At 67.0% G+C, this 14,122-nt stretch carries 27 protein-coding genes; 13 read left to right on the plus strand and 14 right to left on the minus strand.

Annotation, left to right across the window (positions count from 1 at the left end):
• Nucleotides 1-62: 62 nt before the first annotated feature.
• From H6G99_RS11160 to H6G99_RS11170, 3 genes are all read right to left on the minus strand, one after another.
• On the minus strand, nucleotides 63-602 hold the full coding sequence (locus H6G99_RS11160) for a PIN domain-containing protein (protein WP_190611571.1): 540 nt from the start codon (nucleotides 600-602) through the stop codon (nucleotides 63-65).
• 17 nt (nucleotides 603-619) lie between these two features.
• On the minus strand, nucleotides 620-838 hold the full coding sequence (locus H6G99_RS11165; RefSeq protein ID WP_094585074.1) for a FitA-like ribbon-helix-helix domain-containing protein: 219 nt from the start codon (nucleotides 836-838) through the stop codon (nucleotides 620-622).
• Nucleotides 839-936: 98 nt separating this feature from the next.
• Entirely contained in the window at nucleotides 937-1,272 is a 336-nt protein-coding gene (locus H6G99_RS11170) for a hypothetical protein (protein WP_094584972.1), read from the minus strand.
• 99 nt (nucleotides 1,273-1,371) lie between these two features.
• On the opposite strand from H6G99_RS11170, the gene H6G99_RS11175 reads away from it, so the two are divergent.
• The gene (locus H6G99_RS11175; protein WP_094584973.1) at nucleotides 1,372-1,635 is read left to right on the plus strand and encodes a BrnT family toxin; all 264 of its coding nucleotides are present in this window, start codon (nucleotides 1,372-1,374) and stop codon (nucleotides 1,633-1,635) included.
• Nucleotides 1,622-1,900 carry a type II toxin-antitoxin system BrnA family antitoxin gene (gene brnA / locus H6G99_RS11180; protein ID WP_219904301.1) on the plus strand — a complete coding sequence of 93 codons (279 nt, stop codon included), beginning with the start codon at nucleotides 1,622-1,624 and terminating at the stop codon, nucleotides 1,898-1,900. Before H6G99_RS11175 ends, brnA begins: the two co-directional genes overlap by 14 nt.
• 28 nt (nucleotides 1,901-1,928) lie before the next feature.
• On the opposite strand, the gene H6G99_RS11185 is transcribed toward brnA, so the two are convergent.
• The 3 genes from H6G99_RS11185 to H6G99_RS11195 are packed head-to-tail and all read right to left on the minus strand — an operon-like array spanning nucleotide 1,929 to nucleotide 3,035.
• Nucleotides 1,929-2,417, minus strand: a complete 489-nt coding sequence (locus H6G99_RS11185) for a hypothetical protein (RefSeq protein WP_094584974.1) — start codon at nucleotides 2,415-2,417, stop codon at nucleotides 1,929-1,931.
• A gap of 49 nt (nucleotides 2,418-2,466) precedes the next feature.
• Entirely contained in the window at nucleotides 2,467-2,811 is a 345-nt protein-coding gene (locus tag H6G99_RS11190; RefSeq protein WP_190611572.1) for a type II toxin-antitoxin system PemK/MazF family toxin, read from the minus strand.
• The gene (locus H6G99_RS11195) at nucleotides 2,808-3,035 is read right to left on the minus strand and encodes a ribbon-helix-helix protein, CopG family (protein WP_094584975.1); all 228 of its coding nucleotides are present in this window, start codon (nucleotides 3,033-3,035) and stop codon (nucleotides 2,808-2,810) included. The genes H6G99_RS11190 and H6G99_RS11195 overlap by 4 nt, the downstream gene beginning before the upstream one ends.
• Nucleotides 3,036-3,190: 155 nt before the next feature.
• On the opposite strand from H6G99_RS11195, the gene H6G99_RS11200 reads away from it, so the two are divergent.
• The 3 genes from H6G99_RS11200 (at nucleotide 3,191) to H6G99_RS11210 (ending at nucleotide 5,248) form a co-directional block, all read left to right on the plus strand.
• Nucleotides 3,191-3,424 (plus strand): antitoxin, encoded by a 234-nt coding sequence (locus H6G99_RS11200; protein ID WP_094584976.1) that lies wholly within the window; start codon nucleotides 3,191-3,193, stop codon nucleotides 3,422-3,424.
• On the plus strand, nucleotides 3,421-3,651 hold the full coding sequence (locus tag H6G99_RS11205) for a PIN domain-containing protein (RefSeq protein WP_190611573.1): 231 nt from the start codon (nucleotides 3,421-3,423) through the stop codon (nucleotides 3,649-3,651). Before H6G99_RS11200 ends, H6G99_RS11205 begins: the two co-directional genes overlap by 4 nt.
• Before the next feature lie 397 nt (nucleotides 3,652-4,048).
• Nucleotides 4,049-5,248, plus strand: a complete 1,200-nt coding sequence (locus H6G99_RS11210) for a sensor domain-containing phosphodiesterase (protein ID WP_190611574.1) — start codon at nucleotides 4,049-4,051, stop codon at nucleotides 5,246-5,248.
• A 40-nt stretch (nucleotides 5,249-5,288) separates the two neighbouring features.
• On the opposite strand, the gene H6G99_RS11215 is transcribed toward H6G99_RS11210, so the two are convergent.
• On the minus strand, nucleotides 5,289-5,474 hold the full coding sequence (locus H6G99_RS11215; protein ID WP_233133864.1) for a leucine zipper domain-containing protein: 186 nt from the start codon (nucleotides 5,472-5,474) through the stop codon (nucleotides 5,289-5,291).
• An 83-nt stretch (nucleotides 5,475-5,557) separates the two neighbouring features.
• Nucleotides 5,558-5,740 carry a DUF499 family protein gene (locus H6G99_RS11220; protein ID WP_143594048.1) on the minus strand — a complete coding sequence of 61 codons (183 nt, stop codon included), beginning with the start codon at nucleotides 5,738-5,740 and terminating at the stop codon, nucleotides 5,558-5,560.
• A gap of 198 nt (nucleotides 5,741-5,938) precedes the next feature.
• Between H6G99_RS11220 and H6G99_RS11225 the strand changes: the two genes are divergently transcribed.
• The 3 genes from H6G99_RS11225 to H6G99_RS11235 all read left to right on the plus strand — a co-directional run bounded on the left by H6G99_RS11225 (nucleotide 5,939) and on the right by H6G99_RS11235 (nucleotide 7,766).
• Nucleotides 5,939-6,484: a DUF4236 domain-containing protein gene (locus H6G99_RS11225; RefSeq protein WP_094584979.1), complete on the plus strand. Its 546-nt coding sequence runs from the start codon at nucleotides 5,939-5,941 to the stop codon at nucleotides 6,482-6,484.
• Between the two features lie 353 nt (nucleotides 6,485-6,837).
• The gene (locus H6G99_RS11230; protein WP_094584980.1) at nucleotides 6,838-7,287 is read left to right on the plus strand and encodes a hypothetical protein; all 450 of its coding nucleotides are present in this window, start codon (nucleotides 6,838-6,840) and stop codon (nucleotides 7,285-7,287) included.
• Nucleotides 7,287-7,766 (plus strand): hypothetical protein, encoded by a 480-nt coding sequence (locus H6G99_RS11235; protein WP_094584981.1) that lies wholly within the window; start codon nucleotides 7,287-7,289, stop codon nucleotides 7,764-7,766. Before H6G99_RS11230 ends, H6G99_RS11235 begins: the two co-directional genes overlap by 1 nt.
• 114 nt (nucleotides 7,767-7,880) lie before the next feature.
• On the opposite strand, the gene H6G99_RS11240 is transcribed toward H6G99_RS11235, so the two are convergent.
• Entirely contained in the window at nucleotides 7,881-8,540 is a 660-nt protein-coding gene (locus H6G99_RS11240; protein ID WP_094584982.1) for an alpha/beta family hydrolase, read from the minus strand.
• A gap of 11 nt (nucleotides 8,541-8,551) precedes the next feature.
• On the opposite strand from H6G99_RS11240, the gene H6G99_RS11245 reads away from it, so the two are divergent.
• Nucleotides 8,552-9,121 carry a hypothetical protein gene (locus H6G99_RS11245; RefSeq protein ID WP_094584983.1) on the plus strand — a complete coding sequence of 190 codons (570 nt, stop codon included), beginning with the start codon at nucleotides 8,552-8,554 and terminating at the stop codon, nucleotides 9,119-9,121.
• Between the two features lie 40 nt (nucleotides 9,122-9,161).
• Here the strand turns inward: H6G99_RS11245 and H6G99_RS11250 are convergent, their stop codons facing one another.
• Entirely contained in the window at nucleotides 9,162-9,419 is a 258-nt protein-coding gene (locus H6G99_RS11250; RefSeq protein ID WP_353617232.1) for a hypothetical protein, read from the minus strand.
• Between the two features lie 63 nt (nucleotides 9,420-9,482).
• Nucleotides 9,483-9,722: a DUF433 domain-containing protein gene (locus H6G99_RS11255; protein WP_094584985.1), complete on the minus strand. Its 240-nt coding sequence runs from the start codon at nucleotides 9,720-9,722 to the stop codon at nucleotides 9,483-9,485.
• 171 nt (nucleotides 9,723-9,893) lie between these two features.
• Between H6G99_RS11255 and H6G99_RS11260 the strand changes: the two genes are divergently transcribed.
• The 3 genes from H6G99_RS11260 (at nucleotide 9,894) to H6G99_RS11270 (ending at nucleotide 11,072) form a co-directional block, all read left to right on the plus strand.
• The gene (locus H6G99_RS11260; RefSeq protein ID WP_094584986.1) at nucleotides 9,894-10,154 is read left to right on the plus strand and encodes a hypothetical protein; all 261 of its coding nucleotides are present in this window, start codon (nucleotides 9,894-9,896) and stop codon (nucleotides 10,152-10,154) included.
• 82 nt (nucleotides 10,155-10,236) lie between these two features.
• Complete coding sequence (locus H6G99_RS11265) at nucleotides 10,237-10,599, plus strand: UPF0175 family protein (RefSeq protein WP_094585076.1); 363 nt, start codon at nucleotides 10,237-10,239, stop codon at nucleotides 10,597-10,599.
• Nucleotides 10,563-11,072 carry a PIN domain-containing protein gene (locus tag H6G99_RS11270; RefSeq protein WP_094584987.1) on the plus strand — a complete coding sequence of 170 codons (510 nt, stop codon included), beginning with the start codon at nucleotides 10,563-10,565 and terminating at the stop codon, nucleotides 11,070-11,072. The genes H6G99_RS11265 and H6G99_RS11270 overlap by 37 nt, the downstream gene beginning before the upstream one ends.
• A 4-nt stretch (nucleotides 11,073-11,076) precedes the next feature.
• On the opposite strand, the gene H6G99_RS11275 is transcribed toward H6G99_RS11270, so the two are convergent.
• Complete coding sequence (locus H6G99_RS11275) at nucleotides 11,077-11,388, minus strand: chaperone modulator CbpM (RefSeq protein WP_190611575.1); 312 nt, start codon at nucleotides 11,386-11,388, stop codon at nucleotides 11,077-11,079.
• Entirely contained in the window at nucleotides 11,381-12,358 is a 978-nt protein-coding gene (locus H6G99_RS11280) for a DnaJ C-terminal domain-containing protein (RefSeq protein WP_190611576.1), read from the minus strand. Before H6G99_RS11280 ends, H6G99_RS11275 begins: the two co-directional genes overlap by 8 nt.
• A 91-nt stretch (nucleotides 12,359-12,449) precedes the next feature.
• Here H6G99_RS11280 and H6G99_RS11285 point away from each other — a divergent pair, with 91 nt between their 5' ends.
• Nucleotides 12,450-12,947, plus strand: a complete 498-nt coding sequence (locus H6G99_RS11285; protein ID WP_286191111.1) for a hypothetical protein — start codon at nucleotides 12,450-12,452, stop codon at nucleotides 12,945-12,947.
• A gap of 105 nt (nucleotides 12,948-13,052) precedes the next feature.
• Here H6G99_RS11285 and arsB read toward each other — a convergent pair whose 3' ends face one another.
• The gene (arsB, locus tag H6G99_RS11290; RefSeq protein ID WP_286191112.1) at nucleotides 13,053-14,114 is read right to left on the minus strand and encodes an ACR3 family arsenite efflux transporter; all 1,062 of its coding nucleotides are present in this window, start codon (nucleotides 14,112-14,114) and stop codon (nucleotides 13,053-13,055) included.
• Between the last annotated feature and the right edge of the window lie 8 nt (nucleotides 14,115-14,122).

Consider the following 14,122-nt stretch of genomic DNA (forward strand, 5'->3'; position numbering starts at 1 on the left):
CTGCCTCAGGCTCTCTCGGAGGTCAACGACCTGGGTAAGCCAGAAAGCATTGACTTGATGATTCATCCTGGCCCATGACCCTTCTGGTTGCTGTCCGCCAGCGGTAGCAGCACTCCCGGGCCTCTTGCTGTCTGAAGACAGCAAGCAGCACCGCTGCGAATCATCAGATAGGACCCCTGCTCTGCAGGTGTGGATGCAAGAGCCATGGCACTGATCTGCGCTTCCGGCACCTTCGGGCGGCGGGTGAACCTTGGGGTGCGCGGAACCGGGTCGTGGGAAGCGACCTTCTCAAGGACCTCAAGCTCACCTGAGCCGGCATCAACCAGCTCCCAAAACTGCACGCCGGCCAGAAGCTCAACGTGGGCTTGACACTGGGTGGTCCCCCTACAGAGAGCACACACGTGATCGCCCAGCAGGTTCGTCACCAGCACCTGCCATCTGTCCAGCAACGCCCGCTTGCGACGACCCCCCGGCAGCCGGATGAGGCCGTGCAGGATCTCCGCTTCGTTCATCGCCGTGATGCCCACCTCCGCGGGAACGAGACCATCCGCCCAGGCCAGCACCGCCGGCTCCGGCTGGGGCCGCATCAGCTCGGCAATCACGATTGCGTCAAGAACGATCAGGCCGGCAGTTCCAGCTCCACGCCACCAAGCGCAGCGAAGTGGGCGTGGATGCGACTCCCCAGACATGGGCTGTCAGAGGCAGAGGGCTGGGGAAGCACGGCCTGGCGAAGGATTCTGCGGGCTTCCTCCGCCATCGAGTGACCATGGCGCACGGCCTGCAGACGCAGCTGAACCTTGGTGGTGTCGTCGAGGTTGCGGATCGTGAGGGTGGCCATGTCGACCTCCGAACGGGAGCTGCTGTCAACGCTTGCATCGTTAGCGCTTGCGATCAAGTTCCAGTGGTGGCCCCTGGCAAAACCTGAGCACGCCCCGTTCAGCGCAGCAGGAACACCGCCAGCAGGCCCCAAACCAGGCCGAGCACATGCATGGCGAGGGGGACAGGCTCGTGTGGCGGGTAGGAACTCAGCAGGCGCGTGCGGCAGAGCTCCTGCTGGGCAAGGAACAGGGCACAGACCAGGGACAGGAGGTAGACCAGCAGCACCCCGAGGTGTTCGAGGGTTTCCGCGATGGCGTTCGGCGCCGGCCCGATCAGGTGCTGGACGAGGTGGAAGATCTGGCTGGGCAGCTCGGCGCTGAGCATGAACACGAAGAACAGGGCCACCCCTTGGCGGCCCAGGCGGGCGATCTGCGCGGCTGACGGGTGCGCCATCGTTCCGGAGCAGGGGTTGCTGAAGTCTGACCCTGGCATCAGGTGGAGACGACGATCCAGATGCCGCTGAGAGCGGAAAAGGTATAAAATCAGCTCACAATGGATGTGGAGTTCGACCCGGTCAAGAGCGAGGCCAACCTGGCCAAGCACGGCATCGATTTCGTCGAGGCTCAAGCCCTCTGGAGCGATCCAGCCTTGCTTGAGGTCCCTGCACGCACAACTGGCGAGCCGCGCTTCCTCGTGATTGGCAAGATCCATCGCAAACATTGGTCGGCAGTGATCACCTACCGCGGCTCGACAATCCGCCTCATTTCCGTCCGTCGCTCCCGCCTGGAGGAGGTCCAGCTCTATGAACAGCTCTGAATTCGATCGCCGCTTCGATGCCGGTCAATCCGTGCTGGAGGCGCTCGATCTCAACGGCGCCCGTCGAGCCCCCGTGAAACAGAAGCGGGTCAACGTGGATTTCCCCCTCTGGATGGTCGAGCAACTCGACCGTGAGGCCTCACGCCTCGGCGTGACCCGCCAGTCGATCATCAAGGTCTGGCTCGCGGAGCGACTTGAGCAAGGGCGTCCTGACGCGTCGTCTCCGGCCAGCAGCGGCCACGCGTCATCGCAGGAGAGCCGCTGAATCCGCTTGCCCCCAGCACCTGCAGCCGTCAGGGCTTGGGTCCCAGCAGCTCAGCCAGATAGCTGGAAAGGCGGAACCCGGCCGGATGGGCATAGACGATGTCGGCGATCTTCCAGCTGCCGGCAGGGCCGCGCACCAGCTGATAGCGCAACAGCTGCGGCGCCTCAATGGGGCGGTTGCGCAGGCCTGCCTGCACCGCCACCCGGGCTTCCAGCCCTCCGCCGGGGGCAGCGGTGCAGCCCAGCACCTTGGCGCCGAAGGTCCCCACCTGGGTGCCGCTGAACAGATCGAAGTCGACAAAGCTGCCGCTGTTCGGATCGAGCCCATAGGCACGCCGCAGCTTCTGGTACAGCCCATCGGTGAAGCGGCTTTTCTGGCTCTTGAGCTCGATCGGACCGCTCACGTCCTGCCGAGCCACCTGCCAGCGGTAGAGGCCATCGAGCTGGGCCTTCACGGGAGCGGGGCAAGGGGCGATCGCCACGGCCGCCAACAGCGGCATCAGCTGGGGCAGGGGCATAACGGCGTTGCTGGCGTTGCGTTGAATCCTGGCAGCGGGAGCGGCCAGCTCAGGGCAGTTCCAGCCAACCCCGCAGGGCCAGATCCAGCTCGATCAGTAGCTGGGGCTCCAGTTGCCCCACCACCTTGCCCAGGGAGCTGAGCGGCACCGTGAACAGCTTGTCGACCATCAGCTGGGACGGCTTCTTCAGGCCATTGCGTGCCGTTGGCTGGACGGGAAGCCGGACAAGGGGAGCGTCCACCAGGGTGCTGGTGAGCGGACAGAGGGTGACGCTCGGATGGGCCTGCAACCAGCGATCCGCCTGGACCACCACGGCGGGGCGTGGTTTGCCGGAGTACGCCCCCGGGCTGGCCACGGTCACCACGGTGCCGCGGCGGAGCGCAGGCAGGCTCATGCGGTCCAGTCGCTCCAGTCAGGGAGTTGTTCGCTCCAGTGCTGTTGCGGTTCCCGTTCGGCCAGCCGTTGCGATTGACGGCGGGCTTCCTCGCCATCGCCATGGCGCAGGAGGTACTGGGTGATGGCGTCGCGCACGCAGGCACTGCGGCTCTTGCCGAGCTGGAGGGCCAGCTGATCGAGCCGCCGCTCGAGTTCCGGCTCCACCCGCACCCCGATCGCCATGAATCCTGATGTTGAACGTTTCGTTCTACAGCGTAGGGGGGTGGCGGATCTGGGGGCCTCAGGCGTTCGATCGATGCCCGGCCCTGGCCTTGTCGCCGTGAGACCAGAGCAAGCAGTGGTGGCTACCACTGCTCACTACCGGATCAGGGCCTGCCATGGACACCGCACGTCTGTTCCAGTCGGGCCGCAGCCAGGCGGTGCGGCTGCCGAAGGCGTGCCGCTTCAGCGGCAGCGAGGTGGTGGTGAAGCATTTCGGCAATGGGGTGCTGTTGCTGCCCATCGATGACCCCTGGCAAACCCTGGAGGCCGGGTTGGCCGCCTTCGAGCCGGGCTTTGTGATCACGCGTGGGCAGTCGGAAGAGCAGATCCGGGAAGCGATCAGCCCATGATCCTGCTCGATACCAACATCTGCATCACCATCATCAACGCCAATCCAGCCGCGGTAGTGGGGCGGTTCAAGCGCTACCGGCTCGGAGAGATTGGCCCCTGTAGTGTGGTGGCGGCCGAGCTGCGTACGGACCTGGAGCGCCGGGGCACTCCAAATGGCCCACTCGACACGATGATCGCGGCCCATGCCCTGAGCCTGCAGGTTGAAAACTGGGTGCCGACGGCCTAGGTGTGCTTTCCCACCAGGTTGTTCATGCCTGCAGCTGAGCGAGCCGCTGTTGGGGGGTGAGGCCACCCAGGGCCATGGGGCACCTGCGGCTGTTCTAGATCCGCAAGTAGGCCGGCAGCAGGGCTCGATCAAGGCCAGGAAGGCTTCCCAGGGAACCGTGGCCTCCATCGCATCCAAGAAGCGCTGGCGACGCGTCCTCTTTTTGGCGTGAGTTTGCTCGTGGTCCGACAAGCCCAGCTGGAGGGGGACGACCTTCCGTTCCAGCCTCAGTCTTGATCTCGGTTGATTTTAGTACGTTTTTCAGATGTTCCCTAGGGTTCAATGCTGCTGGCTCGCTAAAAATGTAATCCGCCGTCATTCGCGCTCAATGGTTCACGCTGAACTTATGGAGCCACCGATGGAGGTCTCTGCGATCCTCCCATCGAATCAGCTAACCATTCACTTTCAACCCATCGTCTCCCTGAAGCAAACCTCCGTGGTGGGCCTGGAGGCCCTCGCGCGCCCGGCGCTCATGGGTGTCGGACAGAAGTTCGCCAAGGCCCGCAAGGCTGGGAAGCTGCTGGAGCTGGATCGCCGCTGCCGCATCCGGGCCATGGAGGCCTACCGGGATCTCAACTTGCCCCGGTCCCTGCGCCCCTTTCTGTTTCTCAACTTTGAAACGTCCTTGATCGACGAGGGAATTGAAGGCTCGGGAGCCTTGCTCGAGGCCACCGAGGCCACGGGTCTGGAACCCAGCGACATCGTGATCGAGCTCAACGAAACCAAGGTTCAGGACACGATGACCCTGAAACGCTTCGTGGAGCGCCATCGCGAATTGGGTTTCCTGATCGCCATCGACGACTTGGGATCCGGCCACAGCAACCTGCCACGCATCGCCGAATTGCGGCCCCACATCATCAAGCTCGACCGCAGTCTCATCGCCGGAGTCGACCGCGACTTTGTCAAGCAGGAAATGATGAAGTCGCTGATCTTACTTGGAAAGACCATCGGCACTCTGGTGCTGGCTGAAGGGGTGGAAACCAAGGCAGAACTGGACACCTGCGCCGCCCTCGGAGCAGAGTTCTTCCAGGGCTATCACTTTGCGCGCCCCAAGCCAGCGGCCAACCTGCACCTGGCGGCCCTGCACCCAGCGCTGATGGAAGCCGCCCGCCGGCAACGGGTCAAAGCCGTGGCCGCCATCCAGGCCCGCCAGATGGAGGGCCTCGATCTGATCAATCTGGCCCGCGCAGGGTGTGTAGGCCTACGCCACATCCCTGCCCAAATGTTCGACGGCGCCCTTGCCAGCTGGGTAGGCACCAACACCATGATCGAAGCGGCCTACGTGCTCGATGGCGACGGACTGCAGATCAGCAACACGCACCTGGGCCAGGGTCTCCCCCGGTCGAGGAACCGCCTGTTCACACCCGCCACGCGGGGCACCGACCACGCCAACAAGGAGTATTTCTTCAGCCTGATTGACACGGGTCTCCATGAGCACATCACCGACACCTACATCAGCCTGGCCACCGGCCAGCGCTGCCGCACCGTGGCCACGAGGTTGGAGCACGCCAGCGGCGCTTCCTTCGTGCTCTGTATTGATCAGCGCCTCAAACCCTGATCTGATCGCCAGAAAACCACCAGTCCACGGTCCTGCTGATTCAACGGTCGACTCCAGAGCGCGAGGCCGTGATCGAGCGGTACCGGGCCAGCCCCTTGTAGGGGCAGCCCAGGCTGATCCCGGCTTGCGCCGCAAGGGTCTTGAGCTGCACGCCCCCATCGAGATGCCGACGAATCAGGCGTTCCCGACTGATCGGCGTCAGACGGGCCAGTGGGAGGCCATGCATGGGGTGTGAGGTCTTGGGAGGAGCAATGACACCCTGACCTTGGCGACCACTCACCCAATCGTCTGCTGAACAACCTGGTGGGACTACACACCTAGCCCCCTGGTCGGGTGGGTGTTGGCGAAGAACAGAGCCGGGTTCTTGTAGAGCTCTGGTGCAGTGCCCTTGAGCACCTGGCTGAGGTCGGCCGCGAAGTCCTCATCTCGCATACGCCCCTCCAGCACGTCGGACCTTGGCCGGCAGAGCTCGTAGATTGTGGGAGGGCTCATGGAGAGGGTTCGTTCACCAGGGCTGGCTGACCTTTTGCGCAATGCCTCCATTGAGGCATTCGCCCAATGTTGCCTGGTTGAAAGCGGGTCTGCCGAAAACAAGAGCACGCAAGTTGGGTGCCATTGAATGGTTCGCGATGGTTCTTGGCCTTGGGGTGGGTCCCGACCAGATCAGCAGCCTCGATTTTTGCAGTCCCCATGCCCTTCCGCTTCCGCCGCAGCGCCCGCCTCGGCCCCCTGCGGCTCAATTTCGGCAAGAGCGGCCTCAGCTCCATCTCCCTGGGGGGCCGCGGGGCGTCCATCAACATCCCGGTGGCCCGCGCCGGTGGCCCCCGCACCACCGTGGGTTTGCCCGGCACCGGGCTTAGCTGGAGCGTGGAGCACGGCGTCGGGGTGCCCTCGGCGTCGCCGGAGGGCCTGCCCAACAGCCGCCGTTTCCGGCCCGGCCAGCTTGAGGCCTTCCGGCAGGGCTGCCTGGGTGTGCTGCAGGAGCAGCTGTTCGCGCCCGGCTCCCTAGGCCAGCGGCTCTGGGACCACAACCTGATCACCCGGCTGCTGGCCGATCCCGCCATCGGCAGCCGCACCCAGGGGCTGCTGGCCGTGATCGAAACGCCGGAGGCGATGCAGGCCTACCTGCTCCGCGCCCAGAGCCAGGACGACGTGAAGCGCCGGGCCCATCGCTGTGTGGAGGCGGTGCAGGAGGCGCTTCGGCTGGTGAACGCCCGGGGGTGGCTCAGGGACTAGGCCGCCAGGCGGCTCATCCAGGAGGGCCGGCGCTGGTCCGGTGCGCGTGGGTCCGGCAGCCGGGGGCTCTGTCAGGGATGAATGTCTCGGTTGAAATTATGGCCCTGGCATAACCGCCAATAATCTTGAGCGCGGACTTGCGCCGTCGCCGGCTGGCCGCTGAGCTGGCCTGCCGCCGGGTCAATTCCGGCATCGCGATCGGAGACCTGTGAATCGATTCATGACCGGCCCAAGGCCTGTGCTGGCCATCCATCCGTCTCCGGTGCTGTGCTGGAGGTCGCGTCTCTGATCCGATGACCAATAGCGAGCAAGGGGAGCTGAGCCTCCTCCTGCCAGACCCTGAATCGACGCCGGTGGCGTCCGATCCAGCCCAAGCCCCACTGGCCTGCAAAGGCATCCGCTCCACCAGGGATTTCCCCGCCGATCTCAGCGCCCTGAGCCGGGAGCAGATTGAGCACCACTACCAGGCGATGCGCAACAGCCACGCCTCCCTCACCCGCTCGAGGGCCCAGCTGCAACGCCGCTCCAGGGAGCTCACGGTGGCTCGCGAACGGTTTCTGGAGACCCTGCGCAGCTATGAGGGCCGGTTGATGGCCCTGGGCCAGGAGAAGGCGGAGGCCCTCCGCATCGCCCAGGACATGCACCGGGAGTTGGAGGCCTTCGAAGACAAACAACAGGCCCTCGACGGCCTGTTGCAAGAGCTTGATGCCGCCAAGGATGAGGCCGGCTACTGGAGCATCTTCAGCATCACAAGGCTGATCGAGCGCATGCGCCGCCTGCTGCGCGGAGGAAGAGAGGGCTGATGGGGGAACTGAGCGATCGCTTCGGCGAGCTGATGGCGCGCATGGCCAAGGGCGATGCCGATCTGTTCCGCACCGTGGGCCAACAGAACGCCGCGATCCGCCAGCTGGTGGAGGAAATCGCCCCGGCGGAGGCCATCGGTGCCTTGAGTGAGTCCCCCCAGCCCTTGCTGCCGAAGGACCAATGCCATCCAGCAGCGCTCAAGGCCCGCTTCCGCACGGCCGCAGCGGCCCATGCCCATCTGGAGGCCGCCCTGGGACCAGCTCCCACCAAGAAGAAAACCTGGGACCATCTGAGCTCCGTGTTTGCGAATGGCGCTTGGCCCGCCCCTGCACGCTCGCTGTCGGTAGCGGGAGCTGGTCGTGGCGGCGTCAGCGAGGAAGCTCTGGCCCAAACGGAAGCCCGGCTGTTGCGGCGTATCGATCAGCTGGAAGAACGCCTGATTGGTTTGATCGAAACGCTGCTGTCAGGCAAGCCCTGATGACAGCGCAGCCTGAGCCCCGTTCTCAACCACGACGACCAAGGCAAGCGATCCGGCAGCTCAGGATCTGCCGGACAAACTGAGACGCGAGGACGTTCTCCCTGGCCGGAAGGCTCACCCCTTCAGCACCCCCCTCAGAAACCCATCACTCCAAGCCACCGCCGTCGCCCAGTTCTCCGCCTCGCTGAGGCCCGAACTCCGGGTGGGCTTGAAACTGTGGTCCCCACTCGGGATCCAGAGCACCTGCAACGCCGGCGAGAGGTCGTAGGTCTCCACCTCTTCGCGGCGGCCGAACGTGTCCCGTTCCCCCTGCAGGATCAGGGTGGGCGTGTTCAGGGTGGCCAGGTGCTCGGTGCGCAGCTGCAGCGGCTTGCCGGGCGGGTGGAAGGGGTAGCCCAGGCAGAGGCAGCCCCGCACCCCGTCGCTGGCGGCCAGTTCATCCACCAGCAGGCTGGCCACCCGCCCGCCCATCGACTTGCCGCCGATGAACAATGGCCGCTGCGGACTCTCGCCCGTCTCCAGCCGCACCTGCTGGCGGAACGCCTCCTGCAGCACCGGCATCCGCTCGGGCCCCTGGCGCCGGCCCGTTTCCCGCATCCGGGCCATGTAGCCGAACTCGAAGCGCACCACCCGCCAGCCCGCCGCGGCCAGTCCGCCGGCGATCGCCGCCATGAACGGGCTGTCCATCGGTGCCCCGGCCCCGTGGGCCAGCAGCACGGTGGCCGGCGCGTCGTCGGGGCCGTCGATCAGGCGGAGGTCGGAGCTGGTGCCCATACAGTCAGACCATGACACGCCGGATCGGCCACACGCTGCGTCGCGCTGCACGGCTTGGGGCCCTGGGGGCCATCCTGCTGCTGGCGGCCGGATCGGTGACGGCGGCCGGATCGACATGGGCCGATGGGCGCGGACCAAGCCCGGTGCTCCGCCTCGACGGCATCGGCCCGTTGCGTCTCGGCATGGGCCGAGCCGAAGCCGTCGCCACCGGCTGGCTCTCCGATCCGGGCCCCGGCTGCAAGCTCGGCGGCCCGCCCTATCCGATCGTCTACAAGCTGCAGGGGCCCAAGGCGCCGGCAGGCATCGACGGCACCGCCCAGTTCGAACGGGGCACGTTGCGGGTCTTCGCCTTCTCGGCCGGTGTTCGGACGACGTTCGGCGTTGCCATTCCCGGCGGCACCGTGGGCGACCTGCTCAAGCGCGCCCGCGCCGCCGGCCTGTCCGCCACCTCGGTCTACGACGAGACCTTCGCCGGGCGGTTCGTCACGGTGAATCGGGGCGGCAAGCAGGTGCTCGGTGCGTTTGCCGAAAAGAGCGCGATCGCCACGCTCGCGGTGCCCTACGTGCCGGTCTGCGAATAGGGGCGAACCTGCGGGCGGAGGGCAGGGGCGATTGGCGGCTTCAGGGAATCAACAGTTCCCTGTAATCGCCGCTCATGGTGGTCGCAACAGCAGCCCGGATGGCTTGCGTGGCCCGGCGAATCCTTGGCCAGCTGGTGGTGGTCAGGACCAGGATCGCGATGCTGCGGTCCTGGAGGTTCTGCTGATAACGAAGGTTGGTATCGGTCGTGATCAGCAGCTCGTAACCCTCCTGCTCCGCCAGCCGGATCAGTTCGCCATTGGTGACGGTGGACCAGCCCAGCTCGTAGGCCGTGGCCACGACGTGGCCTTCCAGATACCTGCGCAGGGGAACCGGTGTCCCCTGATCAAACAGGATCCGCACTCAGACCACCGTCGCCGCCGTGCTCCGGGCAACATGCTCCAGAACCAGCCGGGCCTGCGCGACGCTGACGCCAGGAAAGAGCTCGACGAACTCCTCAAGGGAAACGCCGTCTTCCAGATTTTCGAACAGGGCCGCCACCGGAATCCGGGAGCCGCGAAACACCCAGGCACCACTAACGCGCAGTGGATCGTGCTCCACGGCTGAACAATCCGCCCAGTCCAGATCCGATCCAGTGGCCATGGGTCCAGCCGGCAGCCGACGTCTTCAGGGTAAACAGCTCGCCCGTGGGTGGTCGTGGCGCGGCTGTCTCTTCACGGCAGCTCCAGCCAATCCCGCAGGGTCAGATCCAGAGGGTCATGCCGTCCAGTCGTTCCCCCCTGGCACCAGAATCCGAGAGCCTTCCTTCCAACCATGGGCGCGATCCTGCTCACCGTTCTGACCGTGCTGCTGGGCTATGGCCTCGGCAAGGGCGTCCCCCGGCTGGTGCAGGGCTCGGGCCGTCTGGCGCGCCGCTCCCGCTTCAGCCAGTTGGCCTTCGGCTGCCTGCTGCTGGTCCCCTGGCTGGTGGGGATCGTTCTGGTGGTGCAGATCCCCCTGAACCCAGGGCTGCTGCTGCCGGCCATCGGCTACGCGGCCGGCATGGCCTGGGGGCGCCGCAAGGTGGGGCTGTAGGCGGGCGCCACTGGCCCCTGGCTCAAGCCCATGGCAAGAGGCCATACCATTGTCCTATCGGTTCTTCCCTGCAGGAATGGCCATGCGTGCGGTAAGCGTCAGCGGCCTCAAGAACAATCCGGCCGAGGCGCTGCGGCAGGCCAAGAGCGACATGGTGGTGGTGCTGAACCGCGATCACCCCGATGCCCTGCTGGTGGGCCTCGACCAGGGGGGACTGCTGCAGGCACCCGGTGTCAGGGCCGCCCTGGCCACGGCCCTGTTCCGCGACGGTGAGCTCTCCCTGGCCAGGGCCGCCCGCGTGGCCGACATGGACACCGCCACCTTCATCGCCCATCTCTCGCGCCTCGGCATCGCGGCGATCCGCCTGACGGAAGCCGAAACCCGCGCCGATCTCGACACCCTGGAGCAGTGGCTGCAATCGTCATCAGCGACGCCAGCCCCCTGATCGGCCTGGCCCAGGTCAACGGGATCGGCTGGTTGCGGGAACTGTTCGGAACCGTGCTGCTCCCCGCCACCGTGGCCGATGAGGTGCTCACCGGCAGGTTCACCGATCAGGAAGCCAGGATCACCGCCGCCGTTGAGGCCGGCTGGCTGACGATCACGCCGGACCCCCAGCAGGGTCTGGAGTTGCCCGACCTCGACGAAGGCGAAGCGGCCAGCATCCGCCTGGCCCTCTCCAGACCCGGACCGGTGCTGCTGTTGATCGATGAACGGGCCGGAAGGGCCGTTGCCCACGAGCTCGGCCTGAAGGTTGCCGGCACCGCCGCAGTGATTGGCCTGGCCCGTCTGCGGGGCCTGATTCCATCGGCCCGGGCGGTGTTTGATGCGCTGCACAAAAGTGATTTCCGCATCGCTCCGGCCGTGATCACGACGGTGCTGAAGCGCTGTGGCGAGATCGACGACGACTCCGCCAGCTGAAACCTCACCGCGGCAACTGCGATTCCAGCTCCCGTAGCCGCCCTTCGAGGGCCTCGATCCGCTCCAGGTAGGTGAGGGCCAGGGCCATCCCGGACACGTTGAGGCCGAAGTCGTCGCGCAGGCGGGCGGCGCGGCGGGCCAGGCGCACCGTGTGCACGTGGAAGGTCCACACGGGCGCGTGCTGGGCGCAGCGGAACACCCCGAACTGCACCAGCTCGATCACCTCCTCGTGCCCCAGACCCGAGGCGGCAAGCAACTCCTCGAGGGCGACGGTGCACCCCTCGTCGTCGTCGGGAATCAGCAGATCGTCAGCCATCGGTGGAAGGTCCTTCGAGGTTGTGGCGGGGGCTAAAGGCGGAGGCTTCGGCGAGTTCGCGGTACAGCGCCTGCTCCCGTTCGCCGATCTTTTCGGGCAGAACGATCTGAATCACACCGTAGAGATCGCCCGCCCCCTCGCGCCGGTGGGGCAGGCCCTTGCCGGCCAGGCGCAGCTTCTGGCCGCTGCGCATCCCCGGTTTGAGGCTCACCGCCACCGGGCCGTCGAGGCTGGGCACCGTGATCTCGGCCCCCAGGGCCGCCTCCCAGGGGGCGATCGGCAGCTCCAGGTAGAGGTCGTGGCCCACGGCCTTGAAGCGGGGATGGGGCGCCAGCCGCACCTCCAGATAGAGATCGCCGGGGGCACCGCCGGCGATGCCGTCGCCCCCCTTGCCCGGCACCCGCAGCCGCTCCCCCTCCATCACGCCGCGGGGCACCCGGATCCGGCCGCTGCGGCTCTGCTTCTCCACCCGGCCATCGGCCCCCAGCACCGGAACGCTCAGCGAGAACGACACCTCCGTCCCCCGGGCGGCCTGCTCCAGGCTCAGCTCGGTGGCCACCTCCACGTCCTGGCCGCGGATCGGGAAGTCCGCCCCCTGTCGCCGGGGTCCGCCGGTGCCGCCAGCGAAGCCGCCGAAGCCGCCACCGCCGAAGCCCATCCGCTCGAACAGATCGGCCAGGTCCACCTCCTGCTGGCTGCCGCCGCGCGAGAAGCGGCTGTCCCATTCCGGGGAGGGATGGAACTCTTCGCCGGGGCCATGGCGGCCGAGGTCGTCATAGGCCTGGCGCTTCTCCGGATCCGAAAGCGTCTGATAGGCCTCGCTGATCTCCTTGAAGCGCTCCTCGGCCCCCTCCTCTTTGGCGACATCGGGGTGGTATTTGCGCGCCAGTTTTCGGTAGGCCTTCTTGATCTCCTCGGCGCTGGCCTCGCGCTCCACCCCCAGGCTGGCGTAGTAATCCTTGAACTTCATCGCAGCGTCCCTGCCCGGTGCCCGGGATCGGGGCCATCCTCCTATGCCCCTGCTGATCGCCCTGGCGGCGGTGGCCTTTCTCTAGGCCTCGGTGGGCCACGCCGGCGCCTCCGGCTACATCGCCGTGCTGGCCCTGGCGGCTGTGCCGGCCCCCGAGATCCGCGCCATCGCCCTGTTGCTCAATGTGCTCGTGGCCAGCGTCGGCACGCTGCAGTTCGTCGCCGCCGGTCACTTCCGCCGCGATGTCTTTGTGCCCCTGGCCCTGGCGTCGGTGCCCGCGGCCCTGGTCGGCGGGGCCATCACCCTGCCGGCCGTTCTGCTGCGCCAGCTGATCGGGGCGGTGCTGCTGTTCTCCGCCTGGCGACAGGTCGGCCAGCTGCCCGCCGACCCGGGGGCGATGCGGCCCTGGGCCTGCTGGCGGGGCTCACCGGCACCGGCGGCGGCCGTGTCGGTGGCCTTCATCCTGGTGAACTCGATCGCCGGCCTGGCCGGCCTGGTGCTGCGCCATGGCGTGGCCGCCATGCCGGATCCTGGGGCCCTCGCGCCGCTGGTGGGGGTGGTGCTGGTCGGCGGCACGTTGGGGGCCTAGGGCGGCAGCCGGCGCTTTCCATCGCCCTGGATCCGCCGGTTGCTGGCGGTGGTGCTGGTGATCGCCGCTTGGAAACTGCTGGCCTGCTGAGCCTGAGGCGGCCGTTCAGCCGATTGCCCGGGCCGGGAAGCGGCGCCGCAGCCACAGCGACACGTAGACCAGCGCCACCAGCACGGGCACCTCGATCAGGGGCCCGATCACCCCGGCCAGGGCCTGGCGGGAGCTGACCCCCCAGACGCTGATGCTGACGGCGATGGCCAGCTCGAAGTTGTTGCCGGCGGCGGTGAACGCCAGGGTGGCCGTTTTCGGGTAGCTGAGCCCGTTGCGGCGGCCCACCGCGAATGCCACGCCCCACATGATCGCGAAGTAGAGCAACAGGGGCACGGCCACGGCGGCCACCGTGAGCGGATCGGAGGTGATCGCCTGGCCCTGCAGGGCGAACATCACCACGATCGTGAACAGCAGGCCGTAGAGCGCAAACGGGCTGATGAACGGGATGAAGCGCTGCTCGTACCAGCGGGGGCCTTTGAGGCGCAGGCCGATGCGGCGGCTGAGGTAGCCGGCCAGCAGAGGGAGCCCCAGGAACACCAGCACCGCCGCGGCGATCTCCGCCATCGAGAAGGCCACGTCCTGGGTGGCCAGCCCCAGCCAGCCGGGCAGAACCTTCAGGTAGAAGCCACCCAGCAGGGCATAGGCCAGCACCTGGATGATCGCGTTGATCGCCACCAGCAGGGCGGCCGCCTCCCGGTCGCCCCGGGCCAGATCGATCCAGATCAGCACCATGGCGATGCAGGGGGCCAGACCGATCAGGATCAGGCCGGTGCGGAACTCCGGCTGGCCGGGCAGGAACAGCCAGGCCAGCACGAACATCAGGGCCGGCCCCAGGCCCCAGACCAGCAGCAACGACAGCCGCAGCAACCGCCGATCCCGCGCCGCCCGCCCCAGCTCCTCGTAGTGCACCTTGGCCAGCACCGGGTACATCATCAGCAGCAGTCCCAGGGCGATCGGCAGGGAGGTGTTGCCGATGCGCACGGCATCGAGCCAGCCCTGGATGGCCGGGAAGAAGCGACCCAGCAGCAGGCCGCCGACCATGGCCAGCAGGATCCATAGCGGCAGGTAGCGGTCGAGCAGCGACAACCGGGCCAGCACGGCCCTGTCCTCGTCCATGCGATGGC

Source organism: Synechococcus sp. FACHB-909, assembly GCF_014698945.1.
GTDB lineage: Bacteria > Cyanobacteriota > Cyanobacteriia > PCC-6307 > Cyanobiaceae > Cyanobium.